The sequence below is a fragment of the Nonomuraea sp. CA-141351 genome, assembly GCF_050944675.1.
In the GTDB taxonomy this organism is placed as follows: Bacteria; Actinomycetota; Actinomycetes; order Streptosporangiales; family Streptosporangiaceae; genus Nonomuraea.
This window is the reverse complement of the sequence record NZ_CP191982.1, coordinates 6,209,042-6,226,257: the sequence shown is the minus strand read 5'-3', so window position 1 is coordinate 6,226,257 and position 17,216 is coordinate 6,209,042. Positions and strand designations below refer to the sequence as shown.

Below are 17,216 nucleotides of genomic sequence, written 5' to 3'. Positions count from 1 at the left end.
GAGCAAGGGGTAACGCGTGACCGAATTACCGGCTTTCTCGTTCGCGGGACATGTCGACCGACGCCCCGCCGGCGAGCTCGGCAGCCTGGCAGCCGGCTCGCCGGCGCTGAAGGAACCCGTGGTCCTGACCGAGGGCCACCGGCTGATGGAGGAGGTGTGGCGCTGGACCCCGGAGTTCCTGCGGGAAACCGTGGGCGGGGAGCGGCTGCGCGCGACTCTGCCCGGCGACGACGGCAAGTTCCGGTACGAGCCGGGCCGCGCACTGGACTCCCAGCCGCTGTCGGTCGCCCGATTCTTCGACGACATGGCCGACCCGGGCGGCCCGCGCTGGTGCCTGCAGCAGGTGGCCGTCGAGAGTGAGCTGCCCGAGCTGGCCGCGCGCCTCGACTACCCGGCCGGCGTCCCCAGGGAGCTGATCAACGCGGTCAACCTGTGGCTCGCGGCCCCCGGCACCGTGACGCCGCTGCACTACGACGACACCCACAACCTGTTCGCCCAGGTGTCCGGGACCAAGACGTTCTACCTCTTCCCGCCGGAGAGCCTCGACGCGCTCTACCCGGGACCGCTCAACACCGGCGCCCAGCACCTCAGCATGGTCGATCTGTTCGACCCCGACCTCACCCGGCACCCGCTCGCCGCGCGGGTCAGCTACAGGAAGGCGACGGTGAACGCCGGGGAGGCCCTGCTGCTGCCCGCCTTCTGGTGGCACCAGGTCGCGTCGCAGGACGTGGCGATATCGGTCAACTTCTGGTGGAGGGCTCACGCGATGGACTGCTTATGCCCGGGCTTCATGCGGCAACTGCTGTCGACGGCCGTGCAGGAGGACCTCGCCGCCCTCACGCACACGTTCGAACTCGGCGACGCGGACGCGAAGAACCCCATGGCCGACGCCGCCGACCTGGCCCAGCTCCTCGCCGACATCGGAGAGTACCGCGCCGCCACGGCGCTGAGCCTGTCCGTTCTGCGCACCGCCGGGCGCGAGCCCAGGACCTCGCGCTCGGCCAGTGAGGTACTCACCGCCAGCGCCGACCTGGCCGCCGCCCTGGGGCGCGAGGGCCAACCACCGCCCGAGCCGGTCTGGCGGCTCATCGACGACGTCATGGCGATCACGAGTGCGAACGGGGAACGCGTATGAACACGCTCAAGGACCTTCCGGTGGCGGTGAGCCTGTCTTATTTCTCCGCCAGTGGCGGCGACGGCCCGACCGGCTCGCCGTACGACGTGCTCCTGGACAGCGCGCGGCTCGGCGACCAAGCGGGGTTGGAGGCCGTATGGCTGCCCGAGCGGCACTTCGCCGACTTCGGCTATCTGTACCCCAACCCGTCGGTGCCCGCGGCGGCGGTCGCGGCGGCGACCAGCCGGATCGGTATCCGGGCCGGCAGCGTCGTCATGCCGCTGCACCACCCGGCGAGGGTGGCCGAGGAGTGGGCGGTGGTCGACCAGATCTCCCGCGGCCGGGTCGGCGTCTCGTTCGCCTCCGGCTGGAACGGCAGCGACTTCGTGCTCTCCAGCGCCGACGTTTCCGAGCGCCGCCAGGTCATGCGGGACGGCATCGAGGCCGTCCGCGCCCTCTGGCGGGGCGAGACACGGACCTTCCACGATGCCTCCGACCGCCCGATCGAGCTCAGGACGTTCCCCAGGCCGGTCCAGCCCGAACTGCCGGCCTGGCTCACCGCAGGCGGCTCCGTCGGCACCTTCGAAGCCGCCGGATCGATGGGCCTCAACGTCCTCACCCACCTCGTCGGGCAGAGCCCGGAAGACCTTCGGGAGAACGTCGCGGCCTATCGTGAGGCCAGGGGGGCGCACGGCGATGACGGGCGCGGACACGTCACCCTGATGCTGCACACGCACCTCATCGACGGGTCCCGAGCCTCCGCCGAGCGCGCCCAGCACGAGCTGGCCCGCTACCTGACCAGCTCCATGAAGCTCGACGAGCGCAACGTTGCCGACGCGGAACGCGCAGCGGCCTTCAGGTCGCTCAACGACGCCGACCGCGCGGCGATTGCGGCGCTCGGGGCCTCACGCTTCCTCGAGTTCGGCCTCATCTGCACCGCCGACGAGGTGCGCGACCGGCTGACCGAGGTCAAGGCATGGGACGTCGACGAGGTGGCCTGCCTCATCGACTTCGGCTTCGAGTACGGGCCGATCATGAAAAGCCTCGAAGAGCTGCTCAGCGTCCTCTCCTGACTCCTCCCCACAGCCACCGCCACTGACCCCGGAGGTCACCTGTGCTCTCTGATTCGAAGCGGAAGCTCCTGGAGCTCCGGTTGCGGGGGGAGAACGCACCGGCACGCGAACCGATGCGGCGCCCTGACGGCCCGTTGCCGCTGTCGTTCGCGCAGCAGCGGCTGTGGTTCCTGGACCAGCTGGAGCCCGGCTCCGCCGAGTACAACGTGCCGGTCTCTCTGCGGCTGAGTGGCGCACTGGACGTGCCGGCGCTGGCGCAGGCGCTCGACACCGTGGTGGAACGGCACGAGGTGCTGCGCACGCGTCTCGTGCCGGACGAGGACGGCGTCGCCCACCAGGTGATCGACCCGCCCGGTGGGTTCGAACTGGCGGTCGTGGACCTGTCCGGCGGGCCCGACCCCGAGGGGAGGGCCGCCGAGCTCGTCGCCGAGGACACGGTGGCCCCGTTCGACCTGGCGGCCGGGCCGCTGTTCCGCGGCCGGCTGCTCCGGCTGGGCGCCGAGGACCACGTGCTGAGCCTGTGCATGCACCACGTCGTGTCCGATGAGTGGTCGGCCGGGGTGCTGCGCCGCGAGCTGTCGGTGCTGTACGCCGCGTTCTGCCGGGGAGGACGCTCGCCGCTGACCCCGCTCGCCGTGCAGTACGCCGACTTCGCCGCCTGGCAGCGCGACCGCCTCCGGGGCGAGGTGCTGGAAGGGCAGCTCGGCTACTGGAGGGAGCGGCTGGCCGGCGCCACGGCGCTGGAGCTGCCGACCGACCGCCCCCGCCCCCCGGTGCGCTCCTCGGCGGGCGCGACAGTGGACTTCACGGTGCCCATGCACGTCGCGGTCGGCGTGCGGGCTGTGGCCCGCGAGGCCGGCGCCACCATGTTCATGACGCTGCTGGCGGCGTTCGCCGTCGTGCTGCGCACGTACTCGGGCCAGGACGACATCGTGGTGGGCACCCCCGTGGGCAACCGCGACCGGCCTGAGACAGAGGACCTCATCGGGCTGTTCCTCAACACGGTCGTGCTCAGGACCGACCTGTCGGGCGACCCCGGCTTCGCCGAGCTGGCCGGCCGGGTGCGTCGCGTGGCGCTGGACGCCTACGCCAACCAGGACCTGCCGTTCGAGCAGCTCGTGGAAGCGCTCCAGCCGGAGCGCGACCGCTCGCGCACGCCGCTGTTCCAGGTGCGGTTCGACTACGCCCAGGGCGGCGGTGACGACGAGCTGGACCTGGACGGCCTGGCCATCACCGCTTTCGGCGTCGCGAAGGGCACCAGCCAGTTCGACCTCACCATGGTCCTCAGCGACGCCCCCGGTGGTCTGGACGGGACGATCGAGTTCAGCACCGAACTGTTCGACGCCGCGACGGTCCTGCGGATGGGCGGCCACTTGGCGGCGGTCCTGACGGCCGTGGCGGCCGAGCCGGGACTGCGGCTGTCGGAGCTGTCCGTGCTCGACGACGCCGAGCGCGGCCGGGTGCTGGAGGAGTGGAACGACACCGCCGTGCCGCAGCGGGCGGCATCAGGCGTGGACGAGCTGATCGCGGCCCGAGCGGCGGACCACCCGGACACGATCGCGGTCGTCTCGGGCGACGCCTCGCTCAGCTACGGCGAGCTGGACGCCCGCGCGAACCGGCTGGCCCACCACCTGCGCGGCCTGGGGGCGGGCCCGGAGAGCGTGGTGGCGCTGTGCGTGCCGCGCGACGTGAACATGCTGGTCGCGCTGCTGGCGGTGTGGAAGGCCGGTGCGGCCTATCTGCCGCTGGACCCGGACCATCCGGCCGAGCGGCTGTCGTACATGCTGGCCGACAGCGGGGCGACGCTTCTGCTGGGGCACCGGGAACTGGCGGGACATCTCGCAGGCGACGGCGCGGTGTGGCTCGACGACCCCGGCACCACGGCCGCCGTCGCCGCCGCGCCGGCCGTCCCCCCGTCGCCCTGTGCCGGCGGAGCCGACCGGCAGGCGTACGTCATCTACACCTCCGGGTCGACGGGCCGGCCCAAGGGGGTGGTCGTGTCGCACCGCAACCTGCTGAACTTCCTCGACTCCATGGGAGAGCAGCCAGGACTGGGCCCCGGCGACGTGCTGCTCGCCGTCACCACGCTCGGGTTCGACATCGCCGGGCTGGAGCTGTACCTCCCGCTGACGCGCGGCGCGCGTGTCGTGGTGGCCGACCGCACGGTCACCACAACGCCCGGGCTGCTGGCCGCCGAGATCGAACGGCATGGCGTGACCGTGATGCAGGCCACGCCCGCGACCTGGCGGATGCTCGTCGATGACGGCTGGCGGGGAGCCCCGGGGCTGCGCGCCTGGTGTGGCGGCGAGGCGCTCCCGCCCGCGCTCGCCGACGAGATCCGCGCCAGGACGGCGGGCCTCTGGAACCTGTACGGCCCGACCGAGACCACCATCTGGTCCTCCCTGCACGAAGTGCCGGAAGGGCAGGCGCCGATGCTCGGCCGCCCGATCGCCAACACCCGGATGTACGTGCTCGACCGCGACCTGCTGCCCGCCCCCGCCGGCGTGCCCGGCGAGCTGTTCATCGGCGGCGCCGGCCTGGCCCGAGGGTACGGAGGCCGGCCCGAGCTGACCGCCGAGCGCTTCATCGCGGACCCGTTCGCCGGCGACGGGTCGCGTTTGTACCGCACCGGCGACCGCGTCAGATGGCGGGCCGACGGCGAGCTGGAATTCCTCGGCCGGGCCGACCACCAGGTCAAGATCCGCGGGCACCGGATCGAGCCGGGCGAGATCGAAGCCGCCCTGGTGGCGCACCCGGCCGTCGCGGCCGCCACGGTGGTCACCCGTGACGACGACGGCGACACCCGGCTGGTCGCCTACCTCATCCCCGCCGACCCTGCCACTGGAGCCCCGTCGGCGGGCGAGTTGCGCGCTCTCCTGCGGACCACGCTGCCCGACTACATGGTCCCCTCGGCGTTCGCCGAGCTCAGTGCGTTCCCGCTCACGCCGAACGGCAAGCTCGACCGCGCCGCCCTGCCCGACCCGGGACACCCGGAGTCGGCCGCGGGCAGCGCAGCGCCCCGGACCCCGGCCGAAGAGGTCCTGGCAGGCATCTGGGCGCAGGTCCTCGACGTGGCCGAGGTCGGCGTCACCGACAACTTCTTCGACCTGGGCGGCCACTCCCTCACGGCCATCAAGGTCATCTCCAGGGTGCGGGCGGCCTTCCAGTCGGAGCTGCCGCTGGCCGAGCTGTTCGACCACCCCACCGTCCGCGAGCTGGCGGCGGTCCTGGACGCCACCGCGCAGGGCGGCCAGGCTCCGCCCGTCGTCCCCGTCCCACGCGACCGGCCGCTGCCGCTGTCGTTCGGCCAGCAGCGGTTGTGGTTCCTCGACCAGCTCGAGCCCGGGTCCGCCGAGTACAACATCCCGGTCGCGCTGCGCCTGACCGGCGAGCTCGACGTGAACGCGCTCCGCGCCGCGCTGGACGCCGTCGTCGAACGGCACGAGGTGCTGCGCACCCGCCTGGTCACCGTCGACGGCGTCGCCCGCCAGGTGATCGACCCGCCCACGGGCTCCGGCCTCCAGATCGTCGACCTCAGCGACGAGCCGGACCCGGCCGGCCGCGCCCAGGCGATCGTGGCGGCCGAGGCCGTCACGCCGTTCGACCTGACGGCCGGGCCGCTGCTGCGCGCCCGGCTGCTCAGGGTCGGTCCCGGCGAGCACGTGCTCAGCCTCGTCACCCACCACGTCGCCTCCGACGACTGGTCGGCCGACGTGCTGAACCGGGAGCTGGCGGTCCTCTACGCGGCCTTCAGCCGCGGCGAGCCGTCGCCGCTCGCCCCACTGGCCGTGCAGTACGCCGACTTCGCCGTCTGGCAGCGCGAGTGGCTCCAGGGCGATGTGCTGGACGGCCAGCTCGGCTACTGGAAGGAGCGGCTGGCCGGCGCACCGGTCCTGGACCTGCCGACCGACCGGCCGCGCCCCGCCGTGCGCTCCTCGGCAGGGGCGGTGCTGGACTTCGCGGTGTCGCCGCAGACCCTGGCCGGGTTGCGGGAGCTGAGCCTTGGTGCCGGGGCGACGCTGTTCATGACCCTGGTCGGCGGGCTCGCCGTGGTGCTGGGTCGCCACGCCGGTCAGGACGACGTGGTCGTCGGCACGCCTGTCGCCAACCGCAACCGGGCCGAGACCGAGGACCTGATCGGGTTCTTCGTCAACACCCTGGCCCTGCGCACCGACCTGTCCGGCGACCCGACGCTCGCCGAGGTGGTCGCCAGGGTCCGCTCCGAGGCGCTGGCCGCCTACGCACACCAGGATCTGCCGTTCGAGCAGCTCGTGGACGCCATCCAGCCCGAGCGCGACCGTTCCCGCCACCCGCTGTTCCAGGTGATGGTCACCCACGGGCAGGGCACGGTCGCCACGTTCGACTTCGCGGGGCTCACCTCCGAGGGGGTCGGCCTGCCGCCGACGATGGCCAAGTTCGACCTGACCATCGCCTTCAGCGAGAGCGGGCCCGACCTGCGCGGGGAGATCAGCTACAGCACCGAGCTGTTCGACCGGGGCACGGTCGAACGGCTGGCCGACCACCTCGTCGCCGTGCTCGACGCCGCGGCGGCTGATCCGCGTGCACGCCTGTCCGACGTACAGATCATCGGGCCCGATGAGCGCCACGCGGTCGTGACCGGCTGGAACGACACCGCGACACCGGCGGCCGACTTCGCCGCCGTCCACGAGCTGGTCGCGGCCCGTGCCGCCGCCCGCCCCGGCGACCCCGCGGTGACCTACCAAGGGACGACGCTGAGCTACGGCGAACTCGACGCGCGGGCCAACCGCCTCGCCCACCACCTCATCGGACAGGGCGTCGGCCCCGAGACGGTGGTGGGACTGCGCCTGGACCGCGGCCTGGACATGGTCGTGGCGGTCCTCGGCGTGCTCAAGGCCGGCGGGGCCTACCTGCCGATCGACCCCGGCTACCCCGCCGAGCGCATCGCTTACATGCTCGCCGACAGCGGGGCGCGGTTCGTCCTGAGCCACCGAGGTCTCACCGGCGCTCCGGCAGGGCCGGGGGAGACGCACCTGGACGACCCACGGACCGCCGCGCTCATCGACGCCGGCCCCGCCACCGCGCCCGACCGGCTGCGCCACCCCGACCAACTCGCGTACGTCATCTACACCTCGGGCTCCACCGGCCGCCCGAAGGGCGTGGCGGTCGGCCACCGCAGCCTGGCCAACCTGGTCAGGGCGCAGAGCGCCGACTATGAGCTCACCGAGCGCGACGTGGCGCTCCAGCTCACCTCGTTCAGCTTCGACGTCGCCGGCTGCGAGCTGTTCGCGGCCCTGTCCACGGGCGCCCGCGTCGTCGTCGCCGACGCCGAGGCCCGCGGGTCCGCGCGGGCTCTGGAGGACCTGGTACGGGCCGAGGGCGTCTCCGTGGCGCAGATGACCCCGACCACCGCCCGCCCTCTGGCCCTGGACACGCTCCCCGGACTGCGGCTGCTGGTGACCGGCGGCGAGGCATACCCCGCCGAGCTGGCCAGGTCCTGGTCCCGCGGTCGGCGGCTGGTCAACGCCTACGGGCCGACCGAGACGACCGTGTGCGCCACCGTCGGCGTGTGGGCGGACGGGCACGACGGGCCGCCGCCCATCGGCACCCCCATCGCCAACATGCGCGCGTACGTGCTGGACCGTCACCTCGGCCCCGCCCCGATCGGGGTGGCGGGCGAGCTGTTCATCGGCGGCGTCGGCGTGGCCCGCGGCTACGCGCACCGCCCGGAGCTGACCGCCGAGCGGTTCGTGCCCGACCCGTTCGCCGGAGACGGCTCGCGCCTCTACCGCACCGGCGACCGCGCCCGCTGGCGGGCCGACGGGCAACTGGAGTTCCTCGGCAGGGTCGACGACCAGGTCAAGGTCAGAGGGTTCCGCATCGAGCCGGGCGAGGTCGAGGCGGCGCTGGCCGCGCACCCCGGCGTGGCAGGCGCGGCCGTGACCGCCAGAGCCGACGGCGCCGGCCGGGTACGGCTCGTCGGCTATGTCGTGCCCGCCGACCCCACGGCGGGGATGCCGGCCGTGGGCGAGCTGCAGGCCTTTCTCCGCGGCACTCTGCCCAGCCATCTCGTGCCGTCACTCTTCGTCGAGCTGGCCGCGCTGCCGCTGAGCCCCAACGGCAAGGTCGACCGGGCCGCGCTGCCCGCCCCGGATGCCGCCCGTCCCGGCCCGGCCGGGACGTTCGTCGCGCCGCGCACCGCGACGGAGGGCGTCCTGGCCGAGGTCTGGGCCGAGGTGCTGGGGCTCGACCGGGTCGGCGTCGAGGACAACTTCTTCGAGCTGGGCGGCGACTCGATCATCAGCATCCAGGCCGTCGCGCGGGCCAGGACCCGAGGCGTGCACGTCACCCCGGCACAGCTCTTCGCACACCAGACCGTCGCGGCCCTGGCAGCCGTGGCGATCCGTGCTTCCTCCGTCGACGCCGAGCAGGGGACGGTGACGGGCGAGTTCCCGCTGACGCCGATCCAGCGCTGGTTCCTCCGGCGCGAGCTGCCCGAGGCCGGGCACTTCAACCAGTCGGTTCTGCTGGAGATCGGCGAGCGGCTGGACCCCGCCGCGCTGCGCCTGACCCTGGAGGCGCTGGCCGGCCACCACGACGCGCTGCGCGCCCGCTTCACCGGCATCGGCGACGAGTGGGCCTGCCATGGCGAGAGCGGCGGGCAGAGCTGGCCGCTGACCGTCGTCGACCTCGCCGCCCATGACGGCGCCGCTGAGGCCGAGGTCCTGGACGAGCAGGCCATGGCCGCCCAGACGGGCCTCGACCTCGGCCACGGGCCGCTCGCCCGCGCCGTGCTGTTCGAGCGAGGGGAGGCCGGGCAGCTCCTGCTGCTCGTGGCGCACCACCTGGTGGTCGACGGCGTGTCCTGGCGGATCCTGCTCGAGGACCTCGAGCTCGCCTACGGTCAGGCCGAACGCGGAGACCAGATCCGGCTCGCGCCTAAGACCACCTCGTTCGCCCGGTGGTCGCAACGCCTCCTGGACGTTGCCCGGTCGGAGGCGACGGCGGACGAGGCGCCGTACTGGCTGGACACGACCTCGGGCGCCACGCCGCTGCCGCGCGACCACGACGGACGTAACACCGCCGCCTCGGCCAGGACCGCGCGCGTCACCCTCGGCGCGGAGCCGACCGGGCGGCTGCTGCACGAGGTGCCCGCGGCCTACCGGACGCAGATCAACGACGTCCTCATGACCGCCCTGGGGCTCGTGCTCGCCGAGTGGAACCCGGGCGCGAGGACGCTCGTCGACCTGGAGGGCCACGGCCGCGAGGATCTCGGCCCCGACATCGACGTTTCCCGCACCGTCGGATGGTTCACCACGTTCTTCCCCGTCGCGCTGCCCCCAGACGGCGGCCCTGACCTCGGCCGCGCGCTGATGCGTACCAAGGAGCATCTGCGCGCGATCCCCCGCAGGGGCCTCGGCTACGGCCTGCTGCGCTACCTCGCGGGCGGGCAGGTGAGCGCGGCGCTGGAGGCCGCGCCCCAGGGGGAGCTGAGCTTCAACTACCTGGGCCGCTTCGACAACGTGGGTGAAGGCGAGGCCCGTCTGCGGCAGGCGGACGGTTCGCTCGGCGAGGAGCGCTCCCGCCTGGGCGAGCGCACCCACCTCGTCGAGGTGAACGGCGAAATCACCGGCGGCCGCCTGGAACTGGCCTGGACCTACTCCGACCAGGTGCACGACGAGGCCACCATCGTCCGGCTCGCGCGCCGCTACGTCGAAGTGCTCGGCGAGCTGATCGAGCACTGCCGCGCCGACGCAGCCGGAGGCGCCACGCCGTCGGACTTCCCGCTGGCCGCTCTCGACCAGGAGACGCTCGACCTCGTCCTGCGGGAGCGGCCCGCGCGCACCGTGGAGGACGTCTACCCGCTCACCCCGCTCCAGCAGGGCATGCTGTTCCACACCCTGCTGGAGCCCGGCTCGGGCGTGTACTGGGTGCAGAACGGGCTGCTGCTGGACGGCGAGCTCGACGAGGCCGCGTTCCTGAGGGCGTGGGAGCTGGTCCTGGCCCGGCACCCGGTGCTGCGCAGCGCCGTCGTATCCGAGGGCGTCCCGGTGCCGCTGGCGGTGGTCTCGCGCGCGGTCCCCGTACCCCTGGAACGGCGCGACTGGAGCGAGCTGGGCGAGGCCGCACAGGCCGAGGCCCTCGACGCGTTCATGGATGAGGACCGGGCGCGCGGCGCCGAGTTCGACCGGCCCAGCCTGATGCGCCTCACGCTGATCCGGCTGGGCGACCGCCGGCACCAGGTCGTGTGGAGCTACCACCACCTGCTGCTGGACGGCTGGAGCGTCCCCATCGTCCTGGGCGACCTCATCCACGCCTACCACGCCTACCGGGCGGGCGAGCAGCCCCGGCTCGCCGGCCCCCGGCCCTTCCGCGACCACCTCGCCTGGCTCGCAGGGCAGGATCTCGGCGCCGCCGAGGCATACTGGCGCGAACGCCTGCGCGGCGTCACCGAGCCCACGGACCTCGGCGTCACCCGCGACACCGGCAGGCGCGGGCACCGCACCCACCGCGCGAGAGTCAGCGAGGCGGCCACCGCCGCGCTCACCGAGCTCGGCCGACGCCACCACCTGACGCTCAACACGGTGGTCCAGGGCGCCTGGGCGCTGCTGCTGTCGGCCTACAGCGGTCAGGACGACGTCGTGTTCGGCGTGACCACCTCGGGCCGGGCCGACGACCTCGCCGGCGTGGAATCCATGGTCGGGCTGTTCATCAACACCACCCCCACCCGGGTGCGGGTGGAGGGGGGCCTGAGGCTGCTCGACTGGCTCCACCTGCTCCAGGAGGAGCAGGTGCGGGGCCGCGCCTTCGAGCACACCCCGCTGGTGCAGGTGCAGGCCTGGAGCGAGATCCCTCAGGGCAGGCCGCTGTTCGAGAACCTGCTGCTGTTCGAGAACTTCCCGCTCGGGCGGCTGGACGACGAGATGGCCGGGTCCGCCGCGAACGAGCTGCGCGTCGACGACAACGTCTCCAGGGAGCAGCCGAACTACCCCCTGACGATCACCGCGGGACCCGGCACCGAGCTGGCCATCGGACTGCACTACGACGGTGCCCTCTTCGACGACGACACGATCGGGCGGATCGCCGACCGGCTCGTGGCGATCCTGCAGGCCATGGCCGGCGACCCCGGCCGCCTGGTCGAAGACCTGCCCCTGCTGACCGGCGACGAGCTCCGCCTGGTCCTGGCCGAGGGGGAGGGCCCGTCCGTTCCGCTCCCCGGCGTCGGCGGCGTCCACGAGCTGGTGTCGGCCCGGGCGAAGGAACGCCCGGACGCCGTCGCGCTGGTGTTCGGCGAACAGACCCTGACCTACCGGGAGCTGGAGGACAGAGCCGACCGGCTCGCCCACCACCTGCGCGCCCAGGGCGTGCGGGCCGAGACGGTCGTGGCCCTCTGCCTGGAACGCGGGCTCGACATGGTCGTCACCATGCTGGCCGTCCTGAAGGCCGGTGGCGCCTACCTGCCGCTGGACCCGGACTATCCCGCGGAACGGCTGGCGTTCATGCTGGCCGACACCGGCGCGCCGGTCCTGGTCACCCACCGCGGGCAGGCTGGAACGCCGGCCGTCGATGGCGGCGCGCGCGTCGTCGACCTCGGCGACCCCGCGACCGCCGAGGCGCTCGCCGCCACCCCCGCCGGACCACCGGACGTCCACACCGACCCCGCCCAGCTCGCCTACGTCATCTACACCTCCGGCTCGACCGGCAGGCCCAAGGGCATCGGTGTGTGCCACCGCGACGTCGTCACGCTGGTGACCGCCGGCGACTACGTGGCACTCCAGCCCGACGACGTGGTGGCCCAGGCCTCGACGACGTCGTTCGACGCCGCGACGTTCGAGATCTGGGGAGCGCTGGCCAACGGCGGCACGCTGGCCGGCATCGACCGCGACGCCCTGCTGTCGCCGCATGCGCTCGGCGCCGAGCTCGAACGGCTCGGCGTCACCACCCTGTTCCTGACCACCGCCGTGTTCAACCGCCTGGCCGCCGATCACCCGTACGCCGCCCGCGGCCTGCGCCACCTGCTGTTCGGCGGCGAGGCCGTCGACCCGCTCAGCGTCCGCAGGATGCTCGCCCTCGGCCGCCCGGGCCGCTTGCTGCACGTGTACGGGCCGACGGAGACGACGACGTTCGCCACCTGGCACCTGGCCCGGCGCGCGGCGCGCGAGGCAGGCGGCACGGTGCCGATCGGACGGCCGCTGGCGAACATGCGGGCCCTCGTGCTCGACCGGTTCCTGCGCCCGGTGCCGATCGGGGTCGCGGGGGAGCTGTTCCTCGGCGGCGTCGGCGTGGCACGCGGCTACCTCAACCGGCCGGAGCTGACAGCCGAGCGGTTCGTGGCCGACCCTCTCGCCGGAGACGGCTCCCGGCTCTACCGTACGGGCGACCGGGTCCGCCGCCTCGCCGACGGCAGCATCGAGTTCCTCGGACGCGTCGACGAGCAGATCAAGATGCGCGGCTTCCGCATCGAGCCGGGCGAGATCGAAGCCGCGCTGCGCGCCCACCCGGAGGTCTCCACCGCGGTCGTCGTGGCCCGCGAGGACGACGGCGACCGGCGCCTGGTGGCGTACGTGGTGCCGGCGGACCTGGGCGTGGGCGTCCCGCCCGCCGGGGAGCTGCGGCAGTTCCTCGCCCGCAGTCTGCCCTCCTACTTCATCCCGGCCGCCTTCGTCGAGCTGGCCGGACTGCCGCTGAACGCCAACGGCAAGGTGGACCGGGCCGTGTTGCCGGCCCCCGACACCAGCAGGCCCGAGCTCCAGGAACGGTTCGTCGCGCCGGCCTCGGACACCGAGGAAGTGCTCGCGGCCATCTGGGCCGAGGTGCTCCGCCTGGACGGCGTCGGCGTCACCGACGACTTCTTCCAGCTCGGCGGGCACTCGCTGCTGGCCACCCAGGTGATCTCTCGGGTGCGCTCGACGTTCGGCGTGGAGCTGCCACTGTCGACGCTGTTCGACCACTCCACCGTGCGCGGGCTCGCCGCGGTCGTGGACGCGGCCGCCCCCGCCGAGCAGGCGCCGTCCATCGTGGCGGCCGGACGCCGCGACGGCCCGCTGCCGCTGTCCTTCGCGCAGCAGCGGCTCTGGTTCCTCGACCAGCTCGAGCCGGGCTCCCCGGAGTACAACGTGCCGATCGCGCTGCGGCTGACCGGCCCTCTCGACGTGCCGGCGCTGAGCGCGGCGCTGGACGCGATCGTGGAGCGGCACGAGGTGCTGCGTACCCGCCTGGTCGCCGTTGACGGCGTCGGCATGCAGATCGTGGACCCGCCGTCGGGCTTCGGGCTCGACGTGCTCGACCTCGGCGGGGAGTCCGACGCCGTGGCCCGCGCCGAGGCGCTCGTGGCGGCCGACGCCAGGGCGCCGTTCGACCTGGCCGCCGGACCGCTGTTCCGCGGCAGGCTGATCAGGATCGGGCCCGACGACCACCTGCTCGGCATGGTGACCCATCACGTGATCTCCGACGAGTGGTCCACCGGCGTTCTGCGCCGCGAGCTCACCGTCCTCTACGACGCCTTCCGTACCGGGCAGCCGTCGCCGCTGGCCCCGCTGACGGTGCAGTACGCCGACTTCGCCGTCTGGCAGCGTGAGTGGCTCCAGGGCGAGGTGCTGGAAGGACAGCTCGCGTACTGGCTCGACCGGTTGGGCGGGGCTCCGGCCCTGGAGCTGCCCACTGATCGGCCGCGCCCCGCCGTACGGACATCGGGCGGCGGGCTCGTCGAGTTCGAGCTGCCCGACGCCGTGACCGCCGGGATGCGGGCGCTCAGCCGCGAGGCCGGGGCCACCATGTTCATGACGCTGCTGGCCGCGTTCGGCGTCCTGCTGGGCCGGTATGCCGACCAGGACGACGTCGTGGTCGGCACCCCGATCGCCAACCGGACCAGGGCCGAGACCGAGGACCTCATCGGGTTCTTCGTCAACACGCTCGTGCTCCGCACCGACCTGTCCGGCGACCCCACGTTCGCCGAAGTCGTCACCAGGGTCCGCGACGGGGCCCTCGGCGCCTACGCCCACCAGGACGTGCCGTTCGAGCAGCTCGTCGACGTCCTCGCCCCTGAACGCGACCGCTCGCGGCACCCGGTGTTCCAGGTCATGTTCGGCGTGGACCGGGTCGACGAGACGCCGCTGACGCTGGGCGGGGTGGCCACCGAACCGGCGCCTGTCGGGTCGGCCGTCGCCAGGTTCGACCTGACGCTGTCGCTCGGCGACGGTCCCCAGGGCATCGGAGGCCACCTGGAGTACAGCACCGACCTGTTCGACCGGAGCACCGCGGAGCGGATGACCGGCCACCTGCTGGCCGTGCTCGAAGCGGTGGCCGCGCGGCCGGACCTGCGGCTGTCGGAGCTGCCGGTGATGAGCAGGACCGAGCACGAGCGCACGGTCGTCGCGTGGAACGACACCGCGGTGCCCGTCGCCTCCGTCGGCGGTGTGCACGAGCTGGTGGGCCGTCAGGCCGCCACGTCAGGCGAGGCCGTGGCCGTGGTCTTCGGCGACAGCTCGCTGACCTACGCCGAGCTGGAGCGCCGGGCCAACCGCCTGGCCCACCACCTGAGCGACCTCGGCGTGGGGCCGGAGGTCGTGGTCGGCCTGTGCCTGCCCCGTGGGCTCGACATGGTCGTCGCGATGCTGGCGGTGTGGAAGGCGGGCGGCGCCTACCTGCCCCTGGACCCCGATTACCCTGCCGACCGGCTCGGCTTCATGCTGGCCGACAGCCGCGCCTCCGTCCTGGTCTGCGACGCCGAGACCGCCGACCTGCTGCCCGTGGGGCGGGCCAGGCTCGTGGAGCTCGACGACCCGGTCACGGTGGCCGCCGTCGCCGCCGCAACAGGCGACCGGCCCCCGGCGCGCACCACGAACCCGGGCCAGCTCGCGTACGTCATCTACACCTCGGGATCGACCGGCCGGCCCAAGGGAGTGCTCGTCAGCCACGGCGGAGTGGTCAGCCTCGTCGCGGCCCAGCGTGAGCTGTTCGGCGTGGACGAGGGGGACGTCCTGCTCCAGTTCGCGCCGTTCAGCTTCGACGCCGCCGTGTGGGAGGCGGTCATGGCCCTCGGCCTGGGCGCCACTCTGGTCGTGGCGACGCCGCGGGCACGTACGGAGCCGGAGGCACTGGCGGCCCTCGTGAACGCGACCGGAGTGAACGTCGCCACCGTGCCGCCGTCCCTGCTGACCGCCCTGACACCCGCGGACCTGCACGGCGTGTCGACGCTGATCACGGCAGGGGAGCGGCTCAGCCCCGAACTCGCGCGGGCCTGGCTGCCCGGCCGGCGCCTGTTCAACGCCTACGGGCCGACCGAGACGACGGTCTGCGCCACGGCCGCGCTCGTCGCCCCCGAGGCGGACGCGGCCCCGCCGATCGGCGGGCCGATCCCCAACATGCGGGTGTACGTGCTGGACCGCGGGCTGAGGCCCGTGCCCGTGGGCGTGCCGGGCGAGCTGTACATCGCCGGCGCCGGGATCGCGCGCGGGTACGCGGGCCGTCCCGAGGCGACGGCCGAGCGGTTCCTGCCCGACCCGTTCGCCGCCGACGGTTCGCGCCTCTACCGCAGCGGTGACCGGGTCCGCCGGCGGGCGGACGGCGAGCTCGAGTTCCTGGGCCGGGTGGACGAGCAGATCAAGGTCCGCGGGTTCCGCATCGAGCCCGGCGAGGTGGAGGCGGCGCTGCGCGCCCACCCGGAGGTGGCCGCGGCCGCGGTGGTGGCCCGCGACGACGACGGGACCGGCTCCCGCCTCGTGGCCTACCTCGTCCCGGACGACCTGGCGGCCGGGATCCCCGATACCGGCGCGCTGCGGGCCTTCCTCCAGCAGAGCCTCCCGGCCCACCTGATCCCGGCCGTCTTCGTGGAGCTCAGCGCGCTGCCGCTGAGCCCGAGCGGCAAGACCGACAGGGCGGCGCTGCCCGTCCCCGAGGGAGCCAGGCCGGCCCTGACCGCAGGGTACGTGGCCCCGCGCACGCCGGCGGAGGAGCTCATCGCCGACGTGTGGGCCGAGATCCTCCGCCTGGAGCGCGTCGGCGCGACCGACAACTTCTTCGAGCTCGGCGGCGACTCGATCCTCAGCATCCAGGCGGTCGCCCGGGCACGCGCCCGCGGCCTGCACGTCACCCCTGCCCAGCTCTTCGAGCACCAGACCGTCGCCGGACTGGCCGCCGTGGCCGCGCGAGAGGCCGCGTTCGAGGCAGAGCAGGGCCCGGTGTCGGGTGAGGTGCCGCTCACGCCCATCCACCATTGGTTCTTCGGGCGTGGCCTGCCCGAGCCCGGCCACTTCAACCAGTCGGTCACCGTGGAGATCGCCGAGCACGTCGAGCCCGCCGTGCTGCGCCAGGCTCTGGTCGCCCTCGTCGCGCACCACGACGCCCTGCGGCTGCGCTTCACGTCCCACGAAGGCCGGATGAGCGCGCAATGCCTGGCCGCCGAGCCGGAGGAGGTCTTCTCCGTCGTCGACCTGTCCGGACTCGGGGAGGCCGAGGCACGCGACCGGGTGGCTGAGGCGGCCGAGGCCGCGCAGCGAGGCCTCGACCTCGCCGCCGGTCCCGTGGCGCGCTTCGTCCTGTTCGACTACGGCGAGCCGGGCCAGGTGCTCCTGCTGGTCGCCCACCACGCTGTCGTCGACGGCGTGTCCTGGCGCATCCTGCTGGAGGACCTGGCGCTGGCCTGCGCCCAGCTCGAGCGTGGCGCGCCCATCGCCCTGCCCGCCAAGACGACATCGTTCCAGCGCTGGGCCGAACGCCTGCGTGACCTGGCAGTCTCACCCGAGCTGGCGGGCGAGGCGGCCTACTGGCGGGCGGTCGGCGGGCAGGATGCCGACCTGCCCCTCGACCACCCGGGCGGCGGCAACGACGTCGCCTCCGCCCGCACGGTGGACGCGCGGCTGGACGAGGAGCAGACGGCGCGGCTGCTGCACCGCGTGCCCGCCGCTTACCGGACCCAGATCAACGACGTGCTGCTCACGGCGCTCGGCGTGGTCGTCGCCGAATGGACCGGTGGCGACCAGGTCCTGATCGACCTGGAGGGACACGGCCGCGAGGACGTGGGCACGGACGTCGACGTCTCCCGCACCGTC

3 protein-coding genes (1 of these 3 cut by a window edge) are annotated in these 17,216 nt (G+C 73.6%); all 3 read left to right on the top strand.

Translation table 11 applies throughout. From position 1 onward, the window contains the following. The first annotated feature begins 16 nt into the window (after positions 1-16). Tightly spaced (at most 41 nt apart), the 3 genes in view from ACQPWU_RS29725 to ACQPWU_RS29715 form a layout consistent with a single transcriptional unit that may run on beyond the window. The gene (locus tag ACQPWU_RS29725) at positions 17-1,135 is read left to right on the top strand and encodes a cupin-like domain-containing protein (protein WP_433445027.1); all 1,119 of its coding nucleotides are present in this window, start codon (positions 17-19) and stop codon (positions 1,133-1,135) included. Further along, entirely contained in the window at positions 1,132-2,187 is a 1,056-nt protein-coding gene (locus tag ACQPWU_RS29720) for a MupA/Atu3671 family FMN-dependent luciferase-like monooxygenase (protein WP_433445025.1), read from the top strand. The genes ACQPWU_RS29725 and ACQPWU_RS29720 overlap by 4 nt, the downstream gene beginning before the upstream one ends. A 41-nt stretch (positions 2,188-2,228) precedes the next feature. Continuing rightward, positions 2,229-17,216, top strand: the 5' portion of a protein-coding gene (locus ACQPWU_RS29715) for a non-ribosomal peptide synthase/polyketide synthase (RefSeq protein WP_433445024.1). 13,101 nt of this gene lie beyond the right edge of the window; 14,988 of the gene's 28,089 nt are visible here — the first part of the coding sequence; the start codon lies at positions 2,229-2,231; its stop codon lies beyond the right edge, outside the window.

Excerpts from the sequence above, each read along its gene's own strand:
- ACQPWU_RS29720 (WP_433445025.1), top strand. The coding sequence starts at position 1,132 with ATGAACACGCTCAAGGACCTTCCGGTGGCGGTGAGCCTGTCTTATTTC.